Source organism: Pantoea sp. SS70 (assembly GCF_029866845.1).
GTDB classification, from domain to species: domain Bacteria; phylum Pseudomonadota; class Gammaproteobacteria; order Enterobacterales; family Enterobacteriaceae; genus Pantoea; species Pantoea leporis.
Window position 1 is genome coordinate 76,530 of sequence record NZ_CP117200.1, and the last position, 17,269, is coordinate 93,798.

Genomic DNA, 17,269 nt, shown 5'->3' on the forward strand with positions numbered 1-17,269 from the left:
AATCTATGAGTCAAAGTGAAAAACAGTCCTTGCCTGCTGGCATGCTGGCGGCCGCGGGGATCGTGTTTGGGGATATCGGCACCAGCCCGCTTTATACCCTTAAAGAGTGCCTCTCCATTTTGCCTAATGGCGCCGTCTCCACCACCGCAGTGATGGGATTTTTGTCGCTGATTTTCTGGGCGCTGACGCTGATCGTGACGCTGAAATACGTCTGCTTTGTGATGCGCGCCGATCATGATGGCGAAGGCGGCGTATTAACGCTGATGTCGCTGGCACGCCAGCATGTTGGGCCGAAAGCCTCGCACATCATTGTGTTAGCAGGCTTGATTGGCGGCGCGTTCTTCTACGGCGATGGCGTGATCACGCCGGCGATTTCGGTACTGTCGGCGATCGAAGGTATCGAAGTGGTGTCACCTGAGCTGGATAAATATGTGGTGCCGCTGGCAGTGGCGATTCTCACGCTGCTGTTTATGATTCAAAAACACGGCACCGAAAAGGTCAGTAAAGTGTTCGGCCCGGTGATGTTTGTCTGGTTTGTGTCGATTGCCCTGTTAGGCATTCGCGGCATCCTGCTTAATCCTGAAGTGCTTTACGCGCTGAATCCCTCCTATGCGCTGACGTTCCTGCTTAGCCACAAAGCGCTGTCGTTTGCCGCGCTGGGCATGGTGGTGCTGGCGGTGACCGGCGCGGAGGCGCTCTACGCTGATATGGGACATCTGGGCAAAGCGCCGATTCGCATGGCCTGGCTGGTGATCGCCATGCCCGCGCTGGTGCTCAACTACTTTGGGCAGGGCGCGCTGGTCATTGCCGATGCGCAGGCTCTCAATAACCCGTTCTTTAATCTCGCGCCGGGTTGGGGACAGATCCCGCTGATTGTGCTATCAACGCTGGCTACGGTGATCGCCGCGCAGTCGGTGATTACCGGCGTGTATACGCTGACGCATCAGGCGATCCGTCAGGGATTTCTGCCGCCGATGCGCATCATCTTCACCTCGCACACGGAATCCGGTCAGATCTATATTCCGGTGGTGAACTGGCTGCTGTTTGTCGCGGTGACGGTGATTGTGCTGGCGTTCCGACAATCATCAGCGCTCTCTTCGGCGTACGGCATTGTGGTGACCGGCACCATGGTGATCACCGCTTGTCTGGCGGGCGTGGTAGCGCTGCGTAACTGGAAGTGGCCGCCGCCGGTGGCGCTGGTTTTCCTGCTGTGTATGTTAAGCATTGATGTGCCGCTGTTCAGCGCTAACCTGATGAAACTGCTGTCCGGCGGTTGGGTGCCGGTGCTGCTGGCGCTGAGCATGATGGGATTGATGCTCATTTGGAGCAGCGAGCGTAATCGCCTAATCCGCAGGTTGAATAACGATCCTGAGAGCCTGCAGGCGCTGGTGCGATCGCTGGAAACCCATCCGCCCAGTCGTGTGCCGGGCACCGCAATCTTCCTCTCACGTAAAGAGCATGAGATTCCGCAGGCGCTGCTACATAACCTTAAACACAACCGCGTGCTGCATAAACGTGTGGTGCTGCTGCATATTCGCACCACCGATATCCCGCGCGTCTACAACCAGAAGCGTCTGAGCATCACTCAATTGTCGCCAACCTTCTGGCAGGTGACCGCCGCTTACGGCTGGCGCGAGACGCCATCGATGGCCGAGATCCTGCATTTGTGCGGGTTGGAAGGATTGGGTTGTACCGTCAATGAAGCCTCGTTCTTCACCTCGCACGACACGCTGGTGATGAAGAAGAGAAAAGGTTTGATGCGCATTAAAGGCGGTATTTTCCACTTCTGCCAGCGCAATGCACAGCGCGCACATGAGCAATTTAATATCCCACCGAATCGGGTCATTGAATTGGGCGGGCAGCGCGAATTTTAATCTGCCGATGACATAAAACGCAGGGATTGTAGCGGCGCAGTTCATTGCGCGATAAATCGCGCTGCTACTGTTCAGGCGTTATATTCAACCTCCTGTCGACTGTTAGGGTTAACACACCAAATGTAACCAGATGCAAAAATAGTCGCGTAAGGTTGAGTGAGTTGTGGCTGAATCTTTCTTAACATCTAATTAGCAATTAAAGCTAAAACGCTTAACTTGAAAAGGTGTTTATTAACTTCACCGGCAATCATCACTCGCCGTAAACATTTAGGGTGTCAGCACATTACCAACAATTGAAAGATTCGTAGCTGCGCCCATTGGCTCAGTTATTATTTGCGAGGAGTATCGCCATGAAACAATTAATTAATGACGTAATATCTATTTTCACACCGCAATCTGTTAAACCGGTTTTAATTCGCGGCGATTTAACCCATCGCGAACTTTCATCGATTCATCCGGTAGGCTTTACTTCGGTGAGCTGGGCGACTTCAATGGAAGAGCTGAATGACGCCTTTGTGCAGAAAGCCGTTGCTGCCGGTGCGGTGGGTTATCACATCACCGAAGTGGAATCCCACGAACCGGCGCACGATGGTCAGCACGTCATGGCCGCCACTGCCACCCTTTATCACATCAATAGCAAAGTGGCTTATGGCTAATGTTTATCTTCGATCTGATTAAATCACAGCCTGCCCTTCATCATCGGCAGGCTTTTTTTTGCAAAATAGTCGACAAGAAAATCAATAAACACTTTAATGCGCGGCGATTCAGACGCGCGCTGCGTGTAAACCGCCCAGACATTCGCTTCCTGATACCATTGCGGTAATACATGCACCAATTGGTTTTCGCTTAAATACGGCGCCACATCCCAGGCAGAACGCAACGCAATGCCGTGCGATTTTAATGCCCAATTCAGAATCACTTTTCCGCTATTCGATGAGTAATGGCTATTCAGGCGACAAACTATTTTATTTTCGCCATCGGTTAACGTCCAATGGCCAAACGTGTTGTTATTTTCATTAATAATAAGGCAGCTGTGATCGATTAAATCATCCAGCGTCTCCAGCGGACGCGACCGGGCTAAATAATCTGCAGAGGCACAAAGAATACGCCGATTGGCGGCTAATTTTCGCGCAATGTAGGCGTGATTCACATCATCGCCCACCCGAATATCCACGTCAGTGCCTGACTGCAATAAATCAATATCGCGATCGCTGAGCATCAGTTTGATATTCAGTGACGGGTGGCGCGTCATAAATTCGGCAATCGCATCGGACAAATAATCCTGACCAAAACCAAATGAGCAGGCCACAGTAAGATCGCCGGTCAATTCGCCGCGCCACTGCTGGAAGTTATTCAGAAAGGAATCCATTTCTTGCACCACGTGCAACGCACCTTCCAGCACCTTTTCACCTTCTGGCGTCAGGCGCATCACGCGGTTGGTGCGGAAAAATAGCCGGGTTTCCAGCTGCTTTTCGAGGATGGCAATCCGCTTGCTGATGTAGGATGGCGACTGGCCAAGCTCAATCGCAGCGCGGCCAAAACCTTCATAGCGCGCTACGCTGATAAAGACATACAGATCTTCGACTGACGGCCAACCCTGAAGCGGCTTCTGATAACTTTTTCCGGCAAGCTGTATTTTCATCACCATCACGGCGTTAGCGAAATTTAGCCGGTTATAACACAGAATCCAGAAAGCGCTGAAGCTGACTTAAAAACAGTTCAGGCACTTCCTCATGCGGTGAATGACCGCAAGGTAATGCGTTGCCCTGAATATTGCGCGCTTTATCCCGCCAGGTTTCCACCACGTTATATAACTGGCCAACCGTGCCCTTTTCTCCCCATAACAACAGAAGCGGCGCTTCAATGCGTTTAGCGCTGTCCTGCGCATCATCGTCTAAATCAATCGTCGCCGCGGCGCGATAATCTTCGCACACCGCGTGAATCATCTCTTTATTTTGATAACAGCGCAGGTAATCGTTGAAGATGACCTCCTCGGTGGCGCCCGGCGTTTTTAATTGCCCATCAATGTGTTTACGCAGGAATAACGCCGGATCGTGGCCGATCAGGATTTCAGGTAATGGATAAGGTTGAATCAGGAAGAACCACCAGAAATAGCGCGTGGCAAACGCTTTGTTGGTTAAGGCGTACATGGTCGCGGTCGGCGCAATATCAACAAACACGCAGCAGGAGAGTTTTTCTGGATGATCGAGCGCCAGCCGATGGCCCACGCGTGCACCGCGATCGTGCCCGACAAACGCCACGCGCTCTAAATCCAACGCCTCGATTAACAGGCTGATATCCTGCGCCATCACCCGTTTCGAGTAAGCGCGATGCGTCTCATCACTCGGCGGCTTGTCGCTGTCGCCGTAACCGCGCAGATCTGGCAGGATTACGCGATAATGCTGCGCCAGCTGCGGCGCAATTTTGCGCCACGCCAGATGATTTTGCGGATGTCCGTGCAGCATCAGCAGTGGCGGACCTTCGCCACCCATCGCAACGCGCAGCGTCACGCCGTTCGCCAGACGCACATCGCTCAGCGTAAAGCCGTCAATAAAGGGTGAATCACCGCGTGGCGTAATCTCACTCATGCTGGTGCATCCTGTTGGATTTGATCGCGCTTCAGCCACGGACGCTGGGAAAAATGCTGCGCTTCAAACTGGGTGATGTCAGATTCGTACTGTAACGTCCAGTCCACCGCGCTGCCGCCGCCCAATAACATCTCGCGTTTCAACGCACTGACCGAAAAGGCAATGCGTTGATTATCGAAGAGGATCGCCTGTTGTTCCAGCGACACGGTAATGCGATTACTGGCGGCATTGTTCGCAACCTCGCTCAGGCGCTGATAATCCTCTTCGCTTAACGTCAGCGTCAAAACGCCATTGCGCTGGCAGTTATCGTCGAAGATGCCGGCAAAACTGGTGCCGATAATGGCGCGGATGCCGAGCTGATTAAGTCCCCAAACCGCATGTTCGCGGCTGGATCCACAGCCGAAATTGGCGCCCACCAGTAAGAAGGTGGCGTTTTCCCAACCGGCTTGATTAAGAATGAAAGCGGGATTTGTACGGCCGTCGGGCAGGAAGCGCAGGTCGAAGAACACACCGCGATCCAAATTCTTACGATCGATGCCTTTGAGAAACTGCTTTGGCATGATCACATCGGTATCAATATTGGCCGCCGGTAGTGGCGCCAGCGTGCCCGTCATGTTGTTAAATGCTTCCATCTCAAACCTCTGCAGTCATGAATTTGCGGACATCAACCAGATGGCCGGCAATCGCGGCGGCGGCGACCATCGCCGGGCTCATTAAGTGCGTGCGCGCACCCGCGCCCTGGCGGCCAGGGAAATTGCGATTGGTGCCGGACGCACAGCGATCGCCGGGCGCTAACACATCTTCGTTCATCGCCAGGCACATTGAGCAGCCCGATTGACGCCATTCAAAACCGGCGTTGACGAAAATCGCGGCTAACCCTTCCGCTTCTGCTTGCTGACGCACCTGCGTCGATCCCGGCACGATAATGCCACGCACGTGCGGGGCGATTTTGTGTCCGTCGATAATCGCGGCGGCAGCGCGCAGATCTTCAATGCGCCCGTTGGTGCAGGAACCAATAAAGGCATGCGTGATGGCGATCTCCGCCAACGGCGTGCCGGGTTCCAGCCCCATATATAGCAGCGCGCTCCGCAGCGTCCGCTGTTTCACCGCATCTGTTTCCTGCGCCGGGTCGGGCACGTGGCCGGTAATGGCACTGGCTTGATCCGGGCTGATTCCCCATGTCACTTTGGGTTCAAGATCGCTGCAGTTTATGGCGATGCGGCTATCGAACCGCGCGTCCGCATCGCTGCGTAAATCGCGCCACTCCGCAACGGCCTGCTGCCACAACTCGCCGGTCGGCATTTGCGGTTTGCCGGCGATATAGGCAAACACTTTTTCATCCGGCGCGATAATCGCACCGCGCGCACCGGCTTCCACTGCCATGTTGCACAGTGTCATGCGCCCTTCCATGCTCAGCGCTTCGATGGCAACACCGGCAAATTCAATGGCAAATCCGGTCGCGCCTGATGCGCCAATCTGCTCGATCAGCGCCATGATGATGTCCTTCGCCGAACACCCAAACGGCAGCTCACCGCTCACCGTCACCAGCATGGTTTTTAGGGTGCGATAAATCAGGGTTTGCGTCGCCAGCAGGTGCTCGATTTCCGAGGTGCCGATGCCGAAACCGAGCGCGCCAAACGCGCCGTAAGTGGTGGTATGGCTGTCGCCTGCGGCAATCACCATACCGGGCATTACCAGGCCTTGCTCGTGTGCGACGACGTGTTCGATGCCTTGACGCGGGTCAAGCACATCGAACAGTTCGATGCCAAAATGCGCGGCGTTCTGGCGAAAGTAATCGACTTGTAACTGTCCGCCCGCGTCGGTCATCGCCTCATCACGCTCGGGGCGCGTTGGGTTAACGTGATCGACATTCAGCAAAATGGTGCCCGGATTGCGCACAAGACGCTGGTGATCGCGCAGGCCGCTAAACGCCTGCGGGCTGGTGTATTCATTGAGAATCGAACGATCGATATAGAGCAGCACATGCCCTTCATCATCTAACTTACGAACCACATGCTGATCGATCAGTTTTTCATACAGTGTTTTGTTAGCCATGCCGTTGCCCACGCGAAAAGTAAAACAAGTCATTAGAGATGTTAGGGTAAATCAGTTTGTGCGCGGGGAACGAACACGCTTCGTGAAGTGATGTTTTATGAAATGTGCAGTAGGTAAGTTGGTCGCCATGAATGGCAAAACATCGCGCACGCATTGTAGCGGCGCAATTTATTGCGCGATGAATCGCGCCGCTACGCAATGTGCGTAAAATAGCAGGAGTTTTATTTGACCTAAGTCGCATCTACCGATATAAAGAATAACCGCGCAGCTTAAGCGGTTTATCTCCGATTAATTCCCCCTTCTGCTTATATTTCACGCTATTTTCTTTTTTGTAAGTTAATTAATTAACACCAATACTTTATTAACTAAAAACAAGTTAATCATTCCGTAACAATCTCTTAATGTGCAAACCGAATTTTTAACGTTCACCTGCATTGCATAATAAGTAGGACTGGAATGACTCACACCAAAAAGATCGTGTCTGCCCTATCACTGGCAGCGCTGCTTGTCTCTTCAGCGGTTCGCGCTGAAGACGCACCAGAAAAAACTGACGTTCTGCTGATTGGCGGCGGCATCATGAGCGCCTCGCTCGGCACCTGGCTGCAAGAGCTGCAACCGGGCTGGAAACAGCTGATGGTTGAGAAGCTGGACGGCGTCGCGCTGGAATCGTCCAACGGCTGGAACAATGCCGGTACGGGTCACTCTGCTAACATGGAGCTGAACTACACGCCTGAGCGTGCAGACGGTTCAATCGACGTTAGCAAAGCGCTGGAAATTAACGAATCCTTCATGATTTCGCGCCAGTTCTGGACGTCGCAGGTGCAGCGCGGTGTGTTGCACGATCCGCACTCCTTCATTAACTCGACGCCGCACATGAGCTTCGTCTGGGGCGACAAAAACGTCGAGTACCTGACGAAGCGTTACGATGCGCTGCAGAAAACCACCCTGTTCCAGGGCATGAAATTCTCTACCGATCATCAGCAGATCCAGCAATGGGCACCGCTGGTGATGGAAGGTCGTGACCCGAACCAGAAAGTTGCGGCAACCTGGACGCCAGTCGGCACCGATGTTAACTACGGTGAAATCACCCGTCAGCTGATCGGTAGTCTGAAGAAAGATCAGAACTTCAAGCTGGAAACCTTGTCAGAAGTCACTGATTTCAAGCGTAACAGTGATAACTCGTGGCACGTCACCATCAAAGATGTGAAGAGCGGCGATAAGCGTTCAGTTGATGCGAAATACGTGTTCATCGGTGCAGGCGGCGGCGCGATTAAGCTGCTGCAGAAAACCGGCATTCCGGAAGCAGATAATTACGGCGGCTTCCCGGTCGGCGGTTCGTTCCTGATGACCGAGAACCCAGAGATCGCTAATCGTCACCTGGAAAAAGTATACGGTCAGGCTTCTGTGGGTGCGCCACCGATGTCGGTTCCACACATCGATTCACGTACCCTCGACGGTAAGAAAGTGGTGCTGTTTGGACCTTTCGCCACCTTCTCCACCAAGTACCTGAAAAACGGTTCGCTGTTCGATCTGCTGAGCGCGACCACCACCAGCAACATCATGCCGATGACGCATGTGGGCATCGACAACTTCGATCTGGTGAAATACCTGATTGGTCAGGTGATGCTGAATGACGACGACCGTTTTGCTGCGCTGAAAGAGTACTATCCGAACGCGCGTAAAGAGGACTGGAAACTGATTCAGGCGGGTCAACGTGTGCAGATCATCAAGAAAGATGCCGAAAAAGGTGGCTTGCTGAAACTGGGTACCGAAATCGTGACCGATCAGCAGAAAACCCTGGCGGCACTGTTGGGCGCGTCACCGGGCGCATCGACTGCTGCACCCATTACGCTCGACGTGATGAAAAAGCTGTTCCCAGAGCAGTTCGCTTCGCCAGAGTGGCAGCAGAAGATCCGCGCTATCGTGCCAAGCTTCGGTCAGAAGCTGAACGGCAACACCGCGCTGACGCAGCAAGTTTGGGACAACACCGCAGCGACGCTGCTGTTGACCAAGCCGCCGGTCATCAACATGGGTGATCAGACGGTTGCGCCAACGCAGGCTAAGCCGCGTACCGAATCAGGCAAACAGGATATGGCGCTGTAATTCCCGCCAGAAGTGAATCAAGCCGGACACTGTCCGGCTTTTTTATTGTCTTTTGTAGGGGCGCCATTAACGACGATCTCACGGAGATTTTTACGACTTTTTATAATCGGTGTAGGCGTTTTGTAAAACCACATGGTCGGCAATATATTTGGCATCGTGCCATACGCCATAAATAAACGATGATGCGCGATTCACCAGATTGGGCAAGCCAAGGAAGTAAATACCCCGTTCGGCGGAAATACCGCGTTTATGGAACGGCGCACCATTGGCATCAAAGGCATCCACTTTCAGCCAACTAAAATCAAATTTAAAACCGGTGGCCCAGATAATGCTGGTAATGCCTGCGGCCTGTAGATCCAGTTCTGATAATGGATTAATTAAACATTCTGGATCTGGCAATAATTCCCATGCTTGCGGCTCGGGCGGTAAGTCCAGGCCATTACGCTCAATATAAGCATCGGCATCACGCAGTACGTCGAAATACGCTTTGTCGCCTTCAGCAATATTGTCCATTATACCCTCAGCAAAGCTCAGCACGCCGTTATCCCAGGTTTTGGTGATCCCCACCAACGTAATGCCCATGTGCGCCAGTCGGCGAAAATCGACCGTTTTGCCACCTTCATAACCACTCACGGCAAAAGCAACGTGCTGTTTCTTCGGCTTGATTTTGACTTCATCCCATAAGCCCAGCGCGCCCAGCCACCAGCAATAATCGCGGTCACGATAGGAACGTGGCGGACGGTAATGTTCGCCGATGGAGAGCGTCACTTCACGGCCAGATTTACGCAACTCTTCCGCAATTTGTGAGCCTGAAGCACCTGCGCCCACCACCAGCACGCCGCCCTGCGGCAGCTGCTGCGGATTTTTATACGCCGATGAATGGATCTGATGCAGCGCAGCGCTTTCCGGCACGATCTGTGGAAAAGCGGGTTTCTGGAAAGGACCGGTAGCCGCCACCACATTGTCAGCTTCAAATTCACCGGCCGACGTCAGTATCTTAAAACCGCTACGTTCTGGTAGACGCTCAACCGAATGGACTTCCACGCCGGTACGCACCGGCGCATCGAGCATTTTTACGTAGTCTTCGAAATATTGCGCCATTCGCTCTTTCGGTGGGAACGCTTCCTGGGAAATATTATCGAATTTCATTGAAGGAAAACGATCGTGCCAGGCTGGGCCATTGGCAACCAATGAATCCCAACGTTCTGAACGCCAGCGTTCAGCAATACGGCTACGCTCTAACACCACATGTGGCACGCCCATTAACGACAGATGTTCACTCATCGCAATACCTGCCTGACCCGCTCCGACCACCACGGTATTAATTTTTTCTACTGACATGTGAGATCCCTAAAGATGATCGACCCCGATCTTTTCATGGAAAAGAGTAATCAGGTGCCGGATGACTACTATTCAGATTAATAAATGCTGTGCTATTCAATAAGCACAGCATTCCGTGCGAATACATTAATGCCCTGCTTCGACGTTCAATATTCTCCCCAAGCCTAAAAACTTATTCGCGATAATTAACATCGTCGCCGTTACGGCAATATAAATAACCGACAGTGCAGCCAGCGTTGGGTCGGCAAATTCACGCACATAGTTGTACATTGCCACCGGTAAGGTCTGCGTCGCTTGCGTGGTAATAAACAGCGAAGCGGTAAATTCGTTGAAGGAGAGAATTGCGGCAAATAACCAACCGCCAAACAAGCCCGGCAAAATCAACGGCACGGTTATGGTCCAGACCACGCGCAACGGCGAAGCGCCGAGGCTTGCAGCCGCCATTTCAATACGTTGCTCAAGGTTTTTCAGCGACACATACACGCTGCGCAGCACAAACGGCAGCACCAGCACGACATGGCAGAAGATCACCAGTGAATAACCGCGTCCAATGCCCAACTGCGAGACCAGCATCAGTAAGCCGAGGCCAATGGTGAAGTGCGGAATAAAAAGCGGTGACAACAGCACGCCTTCCAGCACCTGTTTACAGGGGAAAGTGTAACGTTCAATGGCAATCGCCAGCGTGGCGCCAATAATTACCGCCAGCGTTGAGGCCCACGCCGTCACAATCAATCCCGAATAAAAGCCGTGGCGGAAGTCATCGTAGTTCACTGCACGCTCAAACCAACGCAGCGACCAGCCTTTCGGTGGGAAGAACAGCACCGAGGTGCTGCTGAAGGAAGAGATCAACACCACAATGGTTGGCAGCAACACGAACAACAAAATCGCAATCACCAGCGAGCGTCCCGCAAGGGTAATCAGTTTGTCGTTGAGGGATCGGGTCATTTCAGTGGTCTCCCATCGCATGGAGGAAGCGGCTCATACGTTTCAGCGCCATCAGCAGCAGAATGGTCAGAATCAAACCCGCTATGCTGAGCGCAGCGGCAAACGGAAAATTCATCGATGAGAAACCCAGCTGATACACCATGGTAGCCACGGTGCTGACGCGTCCACCACCAATGAGCTGCGGCGTAGCGAAGGCGCTGAACGTCCAGGCAAACGCGGTGGTCAGGCTGGAAACGATGCCGGGAATCGATAGCGGAATGGTCACCGTCAGCAAGGTGCGAATCGGCCCCGCCCCCAGACTGGTCGCGGCTTTCTCATAATCAGGATTGATGTGAGACAGCGCAGTCGCCAGCATCATCACCATGATTGGCATGGTCACATGCACCAGCGCGACTACCACGCCGGTTTGGGTAAACATAAACTGGATCGGCTTATTGATCAGACCCATTGCCAACATCAGGCTGTTGAGGAAGCCACTGTTGCCCAGCACGATGATCCACGAATATGTCCGTACCACTTCGCCGAGAAACAGCGGCGTAATGGCGATAATCAAGATGGTGGATTTGATCCAGGTGGTGCGCGTTCTCACCAGCGCATACGCCAGCGGATAACTCATCAGCAGCCCAAAAATCGCCGTTTTCGCACTGAGCATCACCGTGTTGATAAACGCATCGGCATAGATTTTCTTGAATAGACCGTTAAAGTTCGCCAGCGTGAATCCGCCTACATCTAGCGATCCTGGAATATAGGCCCGCACGCTAAACTGCATCACGGCAAACATGGCCACCACCAGCCCAAGCGCCGTGAACGTAGCGGGGATAATGAACCAGGGTAAGAATGTCGGTTTTTTCGTCATAGACGTTGCTGCCTGAATAAAGTGTTGCGACTCATCGGGCGGCCAATCGGCCGCCGCTATTTATCAATGTGACATGATGTTTTCAGAGAACCACTGACGCCACTCGGCGGTTTTCTCCGCGCGCAGTTGCGGATCGGTGTTGATGGTGGCATTCCACTGCTCAGGTGTGGTCAGCATGCCAGGCAGCTTCGCCAGTTCTGGATCGATATGCGCATTGGTCACCGTTGGGCTGCCGCGATAAATTTTCGCCACTTCCTGCTGGATTTCCGGTTTCAGCGCGATATTTATGAACTTGTAGGCCAGTTCCGCATGTTTGCTGCCTTTATTGATACCGACGGTATCGACGCCCAAAATCGCGCCCTCTTTTGGCACTGCCAGCTTAATGTTGACGCCTTCTGCAATCATGCTGTAGGCGTTCATCGACAGCATCACCTGTACCGGCGTTTCGCCCGTGGAGATCAGCTGCTGGCTGTTGGCATCATCGGTATAGAAGGATTTGATGTTCGGGATCAGCGCTTTCAGCCTGGACTGGCCTTGTTCCCAATGCGCTGCATCCGAGCCAGAAAGTTTGGCGGACACCGCGATGATATGGCTCGGATCCCAATCTGGCAGCGCAATCGAGCTCTTCAGTTCCGGACGCCACAGATCGTTCCAGCTGGTAAATTCTTCGCCCTTCGGCACTAAATCTGGACGGTAGCCGATGGTGTAAACGTAGCCCCACACGCCAAGGTGATACGGGCTGACTTTGGCCTGCTGTACCAGATTCACCGCGTTAGGGATTTTGCTCATGTCGAGCTTTTCAAACAAACCGCTGTTGGCATACAGATAACCGACATGCGCGGTGGTAAAGGTGACATCAGTTTCCGGCGAACTTCCGGCCAGCTTGGCTTTGTTCAAACGGTCGATGGTGCCGCCGGTGACGAACTGCACTTCTACGCCGGTTTCTTTGGTGAACTCTTTGGCGATAGTTTGATCGATCAGATCCTTAAAGCTGCCACCCCAGGTGCTGACAATCAGCTTATCTGCGGCCACTGCATTCCCTGCGCTTAATACACACGTGGTCAATAACGTTAAGGCACCTATCTTACGCAACATATTCTTGTCCCCAATGAATGAAATGGCTGTTGTCGCTGCTTTGCACCACCGTCTGGTCCATCGCGTCGCATTGCTCTAAAACAGTGCGAAGGCGGCTCTCGGGTGTTGAAGCGATAATGCCGTTGCGGTGAGATTGGGTAAAACAGCATTTCCCTCGCTGTTGCATCAGGATTTCTGAGGCTAAAAAAGCGGCCTGCTAAACAAGGATTTTCTGAAGCAGGAGTGAGGCATACGCGAATGGTCGCTGGCGCAAGGACAGGTGATTATGCTGTGAGTCGGAATTTGGCATGAGAAATGCTTGAGTTGAATCGACCTTATTAGAATGACTGACGCGACATGAGCGTGTCAGCGATCTCAGGAGAACCTGCATGCTCAGTCGCATCACCCAGCGTCAGCTGGAATATTTTGTCGCTTCCGGTGAAGCGGGCAGCATTATTGGCGCCTCGGAGCGTATTCACGTCTCCTCTCCGTCAATTTCCGCCGCCATCACCCACATTGAGTCTGAGCTTGGCGTGCAGCTGTTCGTGCGTCACCATGCCCAGGGCGTTTCACTCACCGCAATCGGCCACCAGGTATTAAAAGAGGCCAAACTGATCCTCGAACAGATGTCGAACCTTTACACCATCGCATCGGAATCAATGAACAACGTGCGCGGCCCGCTGCGTGTCGGTTGCCTCGATACGTTAGCGCCAATGTTGACGCCGGAATTGGTGTTAGGCTTTGGCCGCGCCTTTCCCGGCGTGCGTATCTCGCTGGTGGAAGGCAATCATGAGTTGCTGCTAAAACAGCTGCGCTCAGCGGATATCGATATCGCCCTCACCTATGATTTGGTGCCCGCCAGCGATGTGACTTTCCAGTCGCTGGCGCAACTGCCGCCCTACGTGATGGTGGGTGAGCATCATCCGTTCGCCACACAGTCCGCGGTTTCGATGCAGGATCTGGCTGCAGCGCCGATGGTGCTGCTGGATATGCCGTGGAGTCGTGAATATTTTCTTGGCTTGTTCAGCGAAGCCGGGGTGACGCCAAATGTGGTGATGCGATCCAGTAGTATGGAAACGGTGCGCGCGATGGTGGCCAACGGTGTCGGCTTCGGTATCGCTAACGTACGACCTAAAGCGCATTTGTCGCAGGATGGTAAACGCTTGATTCGCGTGCGGTTGGCGGGGGTTAACAAGGCGATGCAGTTGGGTTATGCCACCATGGCGCAGGTACAGCAATCCAGGGTGGTGAGCGCTTTTGCCGAGCGTTGCCGCATGTTTATTTCCGACCAATATATTCCCGGCATGGCGGCACCGAGTTATTTCGATCCGCAAGTGGTGCGAGTGGCGTGAGATGTTTGGTCGCCATGAATGGCGACCAGAGGTTAATACCCCTGCTGCGGGAAGACCTGATGCAATACCGCTTCGCCGCGTGCGGCGCGCTGGATATTCGCGGCGACCTGCGGTGCCGCGCTGGCCGGAATGGCAACCGAAGCCAGATGCGGCGTGATCAATACATTATCCATACCCCACAGCGCATCTTCGGGCGGCAACGGTTCGCGGTCAAACACATCCAGCGTCGCCTCGGCGATCTGTCCACGCTGCAACGCCTGCGTTAACGCCGCCTGATCAACAATCGCTCCGCGCGACACATTGATAAACGCGCAGCCGTGCGGTAACCGTGCCAGTCGTTCAGCACTTAGTAAGCCCTGGGTTTGCGGCGTGAGCGGCAGCATCACTACCAAAATATCGCTGCTGGCGAGGAAAGCATCCAACGCGTCTATTCCGCTGCTACAGGTAATGCCATCGATGGTTTTCTGCGATCGTGACCAGCCGCGCACATTCAATCCCTGGCGCGCCAGCTCCTGCGCGGCGTGCGCGCCCAATTCACCCAATCCCAGCACGCCAACGCGCACGGTTTCCGGCGAACGCGGATGCAGGTAATGCCAGCGTCGTTCACGTTGTGCCCGCTCAAAAGCCGGAATGTCACGCACATAACGCAGCACGGCAAACAGCACGAAGCTGGCCATCATCCGCGCCATATGCGGATCAGACAAACGAACAATGGGAATATCCGGCAAATCATCGCGCCCGACCAGCGAATCAACGCCCGCGCCCAGATTTATAAGCAGTTTCAGGTTGCGATAAGGGGCGAAAAAACCTTGCGGCGGCTTCCACACCAACGCGAAATGCACCTCATCATCGTTTTGCACCTCTTCCGCCCGACAAAGCGTTACGCCCGGCAGATGCGGTGCGAGCAACGCTGACCACTGTTCAAAACTGTCGAACTCGCTGTAAAAGACCAAAATACTCATGCCGCATTCGCCTTGATCAACTCAACTACCGCATCGATTGCCAGTTCGTAACCAACCACGCCCAAGCCAGCAATCACGCCAGTGGCGGCTTTTGATACCAGTGAATGATGGCGGAACGGCTCGCGTTTCCAGATGTTACTCATGTGCGCTTCGATGATCGGGCCATCAAACATCAGCAATGCATCGAGAATCGGCACCGAACTGTAGGTTAAACCGGCGGCGTTAATGATCAATCCGGCAGCCTGCTGACGCGCTTCCTGAATCCAGTCAACCAGCACGCCTTCGTGATTGCTTTGGCGAAATTGCAGTGCGATGTTGTGTGATGCTGCCCGGCGCTGGCAGCGTTCATCAATGCTGGCAAAGCTTTCGCTGCCGTAAGTGCCGTTCTTGTCCATGCCGTACAGATTAGCGTTCGGGCCGTTAAGGAAAAAAATCTGCTGTGTCATCTGAGCTCCTGAGTCACTGTGCAGTTGTCGCCCGAAAGGGTGACCGAATGACGATTAATGGCGATCAATGCGGGCGCGTGGCGGCCATCGCGGGATGGGCGTCGAACAGGACGAACCACGCGGCAGTCAGCGGATGGTTTGCCCGCCAGACAAGAGCATCGAAGCGGAAATCGAGATAACCGAGCGCGCAGCCGATGGCAATCAAACCCACGTCATCAGGCTGCGTACTAAAACCCGCAACCTGACATTCAATTTCCCGTAGCGCCGCATGGACTTTTTTCAGCTGAGCATCGGCCCAGCCTTGCCACTGCTTTTCCAATGGGCGGGCACTGAACTCGTAACGCGCCAGCAAGGCAGCATCGATCAAACCGTCGCCCAATGCCTGGCGCGACAAACTCAACCAGCGCGCATCATCCTGTGACGGGATTAAATCGCCTTGCGCGCGGGCATTGAGGTATTCGCAAATCACGCGGCTGTCGTACAGACATGCCCCTTGTTCGGTTCGCAGTGCGGGCACTTTGGCTAACGGATTAACGATGGCGATGCGCTCATCGCGTTCAACCGGATGCGCCGCCGAATCCAGAAGCTCAATCTCATTCATGAGCCCAAGACAATGCGCAGTCACCATCACTTTGCGCACATAGGCAGAGGTGGTGGCGTAAAACAGTTGCATCATGCCAACCCTCCTTGCTGATCCACGCTCAGCAACACTTTGCCAATGTTGGAGTTGGCCTCAAGGATTCGATGTGCATCCGCCGCCTGCGCCAGCGGCAAAATTTGATGCAGCGTGGGTTTGATTTTGCCTGCTACGATCAGCGGCAGCAGATGTTTGCGGATGCACACCGCCAGGCGCGCCTTTTCAGCAGCGCTTTTGGGGCGCAGCGTGGAAGAGGTCAAACTCAATCCTTTACGCATCACCAATTGCAGATCGAGCTCGATCTTCGCGCCCTGCATAAATGACAAGCTCACATGACGTCCGCCTTGCGCTAATACGCTAAGATTGCGCGCCACGTAATCACCACCCACGTTATCCAGCACCACATCCACGCCTTGCCCTGCGGTTTCCGCTGCAATCACCGCGACAAAATCCTCTTTATGACGATCAATGGCGCGCCAGACGCCAAGCTGTTGCAGCGCCGCAATTTTGTCGGCACCGCCTGCGGTGGCCACCACACGTGCACCACAGGCGTGCGCACATTGGATGGCAAAGGTGCCAACGCCGCTGGCGGCACCGTGAATCAGTACGGTTTCACCGGGGGCTAAACGGCCCAGCTCAAACAGGTTGTGCCACACAGTAAACGCCGCTTCGGGGATGCCCGCTACATGCGCCAAAGGCAGATTATCGGGCACCGGCAAACACAACTCAGCGCGCGCCACGCAATAGTCGGCATAACCGCCACCGTTCAGCAGCGCCATTACTGCGTCGCCGATGGCGAAACCACTAACCCCTGCACCTAACGCCACCACGTTACCTGCTACTTCCAGACCGAATACATCTGAGCTGCCCGGTGGGATTGGCATGCCGTTACGCTGCATAATGTCAGGACGATTAACGCCCGCGCTGGCGACGCGAATCAATACTTCACCCGTCGCAGGTTGTGGCACGGCACGTTCTACCACCGTTAACACCTCTGCGCCGCCCGGCTGGCGGGCAATTACCGCGTTCATCATTT

16 protein-coding genes are annotated in these 17,269 nt (G+C 54.0%); 4 read left to right on the plus strand and 12 right to left on the minus strand.

Annotated elements, in window-relative coordinates:
- Nucleotides 1-5: 5 nt before the first annotated feature.
- Both kup and PO881_RS19940 read left to right on the plus strand, forming a co-directional pair.
- Nucleotides 6-1,874, plus strand: a complete 1,869-nt coding sequence (gene kup, locus PO881_RS19935; RefSeq protein ID WP_280173153.1) for a low affinity potassium transporter Kup — start codon at nucleotides 6-8, stop codon at nucleotides 1,872-1,874.
- 350 nt (nucleotides 1,875-2,224) lie between these two features.
- Entirely contained in the window at nucleotides 2,225-2,530 is a 306-nt protein-coding gene (locus PO881_RS19940) for a DUF1471 domain-containing protein (protein ID WP_101761538.1), read from the plus strand.
- Between the two features lie 23 nt (nucleotides 2,531-2,553).
- Here the strand turns inward: PO881_RS19940 and PO881_RS19945 are convergent, their stop codons facing one another.
- From PO881_RS19945 to leuC, 4 genes are read right to left on the minus strand one after another with little or no spacing between them, the layout of a single operon-like run.
- Nucleotides 2,554-3,516 (minus strand): LysR substrate-binding domain-containing protein, encoded by a 963-nt coding sequence (locus PO881_RS19945; protein WP_280173154.1) that lies wholly within the window; start codon nucleotides 3,514-3,516, stop codon nucleotides 2,554-2,556.
- A gap of 31 nt (nucleotides 3,517-3,547) precedes the next feature.
- Entirely contained in the window at nucleotides 3,548-4,462 is a 915-nt protein-coding gene (locus PO881_RS19950) for an alpha/beta hydrolase (RefSeq protein ID WP_280173155.1), read from the minus strand.
- Entirely contained in the window at nucleotides 4,459-5,094 is a 636-nt protein-coding gene (leuD, locus tag PO881_RS19955) for a 3-isopropylmalate dehydratase small subunit (protein ID WP_280173156.1), read from the minus strand. Before leuD ends, PO881_RS19950 begins: the two co-directional genes overlap by 4 nt.
- Before the next feature lies 1 nt (nucleotide 5,095).
- Nucleotides 5,096-6,517 carry a 3-isopropylmalate dehydratase large subunit gene (gene leuC / locus PO881_RS19960; RefSeq protein WP_280173157.1) on the minus strand — a complete coding sequence of 474 codons (1,422 nt, stop codon included), beginning with the start codon at nucleotides 6,515-6,517 and terminating at the stop codon, nucleotides 5,096-5,098.
- Between the two features lie 456 nt (nucleotides 6,518-6,973).
- On the opposite strand from leuC, the gene mqo reads away from it, so the two are divergent.
- Nucleotides 6,974-8,620: a malate dehydrogenase (quinone) gene (mqo, locus tag PO881_RS19965; protein ID WP_101761541.1), complete on the plus strand. Its 1,647-nt coding sequence runs from the start codon at nucleotides 6,974-6,976 to the stop codon at nucleotides 8,618-8,620.
- A 90-nt stretch (nucleotides 8,621-8,710) separates the two neighbouring features.
- On the opposite strand, the gene PO881_RS19970 is transcribed toward mqo, so the two are convergent.
- The 4 genes from PO881_RS19970 to PO881_RS19985 form a co-directional block, all read right to left on the minus strand.
- Nucleotides 8,711-9,961, minus strand: coding sequence for an NAD(P)/FAD-dependent oxidoreductase (locus tag PO881_RS19970; protein WP_217548293.1), 1,251 nt, complete (start codon nucleotides 9,959-9,961; stop codon nucleotides 8,711-8,713).
- 126 nt (nucleotides 9,962-10,087) lie between these two features.
- On the minus strand, nucleotides 10,088-10,906 hold the full coding sequence (locus PO881_RS19975; RefSeq protein WP_192234783.1) for an ABC transporter permease: 819 nt from the start codon (nucleotides 10,904-10,906) through the stop codon (nucleotides 10,088-10,090).
- A gap of 1 nt (nucleotide 10,907) precedes the next feature.
- Nucleotides 10,908-11,762 (minus strand): ABC transporter permease, encoded by an 855-nt coding sequence (locus PO881_RS19980; RefSeq protein WP_280173158.1) that lies wholly within the window; start codon nucleotides 11,760-11,762, stop codon nucleotides 10,908-10,910.
- A 63-nt stretch (nucleotides 11,763-11,825) separates the two neighbouring features.
- Nucleotides 11,826-12,857, minus strand: coding sequence for a polyamine ABC transporter substrate-binding protein (locus PO881_RS19985; RefSeq protein WP_280173159.1), 1,032 nt, complete (start codon nucleotides 12,855-12,857; stop codon nucleotides 11,826-11,828).
- A gap of 368 nt (nucleotides 12,858-13,225) precedes the next feature.
- Here PO881_RS19985 and PO881_RS19990 point away from each other — a divergent pair, with 368 nt between their 5' ends.
- Nucleotides 13,226-14,188 carry a LysR substrate-binding domain-containing protein gene (locus PO881_RS19990; protein ID WP_280173160.1) on the plus strand — a complete coding sequence of 321 codons (963 nt, stop codon included), beginning with the start codon at nucleotides 13,226-13,228 and terminating at the stop codon, nucleotides 14,186-14,188.
- 32 nt (nucleotides 14,189-14,220) lie between these two features.
- On the opposite strand, the gene PO881_RS19995 is transcribed toward PO881_RS19990, so the two are convergent.
- The 4 genes from PO881_RS19995 to PO881_RS20010 form a co-directional block, all read right to left on the minus strand.
- A complete protein-coding gene (locus PO881_RS19995; protein WP_280173161.1) occupies nucleotides 14,221-15,150 on the minus strand; it encodes a glyoxylate/hydroxypyruvate reductase A in 930 nt (309 codons plus the stop codon).
- Nucleotides 15,147-15,596 (minus strand): type II 3-dehydroquinate dehydratase, encoded by a 450-nt coding sequence (locus PO881_RS20000; RefSeq protein ID WP_110866845.1) that lies wholly within the window; start codon nucleotides 15,594-15,596, stop codon nucleotides 15,147-15,149. The genes PO881_RS19995 and PO881_RS20000 overlap by 4 nt, the downstream gene beginning before the upstream one ends.
- 64 nt (nucleotides 15,597-15,660) lie before the next feature.
- A complete protein-coding gene (locus tag PO881_RS20005) occupies nucleotides 15,661-16,272 on the minus strand; it encodes a glutathione S-transferase family protein (RefSeq protein WP_280173162.1) in 612 nt (203 codons plus the stop codon).
- Nucleotides 16,269-17,267: an NAD(P)H-quinone oxidoreductase gene (locus PO881_RS20010; protein ID WP_280173163.1), complete on the minus strand. Its 999-nt coding sequence runs from the start codon at nucleotides 17,265-17,267 to the stop codon at nucleotides 16,269-16,271. The genes PO881_RS20005 and PO881_RS20010 overlap by 4 nt, the downstream gene beginning before the upstream one ends.
- Nucleotides 17,268-17,269 lie beyond the last annotated feature (2 nt).

Excerpts from the sequence above, each read along its gene's own strand:
- kup (WP_280173153.1), top strand. The coding sequence starts at position 6 with ATGAGTCAAAGTGAAAAACAGTCCTTGCCTGCTGGCATGCTGGCGGCC.
- PO881_RS19940 (WP_101761538.1), top strand. The coding sequence starts at position 2,225 with ATGAAACAATTAATTAATGACGTAATATCTATTTTCACACCGCAATCT.
- PO881_RS19945 (WP_280173154.1), bottom strand. The coding sequence starts at position 3,516 with ATGAAAATACAGCTTGCCGGAAAAAGTTATCAGAAGCCGCTTCAGGGT.
- PO881_RS19950 (WP_280173155.1), bottom strand. The coding sequence starts at position 4,462 with ATGAGTGAGATTACGCCACGCGGTGATTCACCCTTTATTGACGGCTTT.
- leuD (WP_280173156.1), bottom strand. The coding sequence starts at position 5,094 with ATGGAAGCATTTAACAACATGACGGGCACGCTGGCGCCACTACCGGCG.
- leuC (WP_280173157.1), bottom strand. The coding sequence starts at position 6,517 with ATGGCTAACAAAACACTGTATGAAAAACTGATCGATCAGCATGTGGTT.
- mqo (WP_101761541.1), top strand. The coding sequence starts at position 6,974 with ATGACTCACACCAAAAAGATCGTGTCTGCCCTATCACTGGCAGCGCTG.
- PO881_RS19970 (WP_217548293.1), bottom strand. The coding sequence starts at position 9,961 with ATGTCAGTAGAAAAAATTAATACCGTGGTGGTCGGAGCGGGTCAGGCA.
- PO881_RS19975 (WP_192234783.1), bottom strand. The coding sequence starts at position 10,906 with ATGACCCGATCCCTCAACGACAAACTGATTACCCTTGCGGGACGCTCG.
- PO881_RS19980 (WP_280173158.1), bottom strand. The coding sequence starts at position 11,762 with ATGACGAAAAAACCGACATTCTTACCCTGGTTCATTATCCCCGCTACG.
- PO881_RS19985 (WP_280173159.1), bottom strand. The coding sequence starts at position 12,857 with ATGTTGCGTAAGATAGGTGCCTTAACGTTATTGACCACGTGTGTATTA.
- PO881_RS19990 (WP_280173160.1), top strand. The coding sequence starts at position 13,226 with ATGCTCAGTCGCATCACCCAGCGTCAGCTGGAATATTTTGTCGCTTCC.
- PO881_RS19995 (WP_280173161.1), bottom strand. The coding sequence starts at position 15,150 with ATGAGTATTTTGGTCTTTTACAGCGAGTTCGACAGTTTTGAACAGTGG.
- PO881_RS20000 (WP_110866845.1), bottom strand. The coding sequence starts at position 15,596 with ATGACACAGCAGATTTTTTTCCTTAACGGCCCGAACGCTAATCTGTAC.
- PO881_RS20005 (WP_280173162.1), bottom strand. The coding sequence starts at position 16,272 with ATGATGCAACTGTTTTACGCCACCACCTCTGCCTATGTGCGCAAAGTG.
- PO881_RS20010 (WP_280173163.1), bottom strand. The coding sequence starts at position 17,267 with ATGATGAACGCGGTAATTGCCCGCCAGCCGGGCGGCGCAGAGGTGTTA.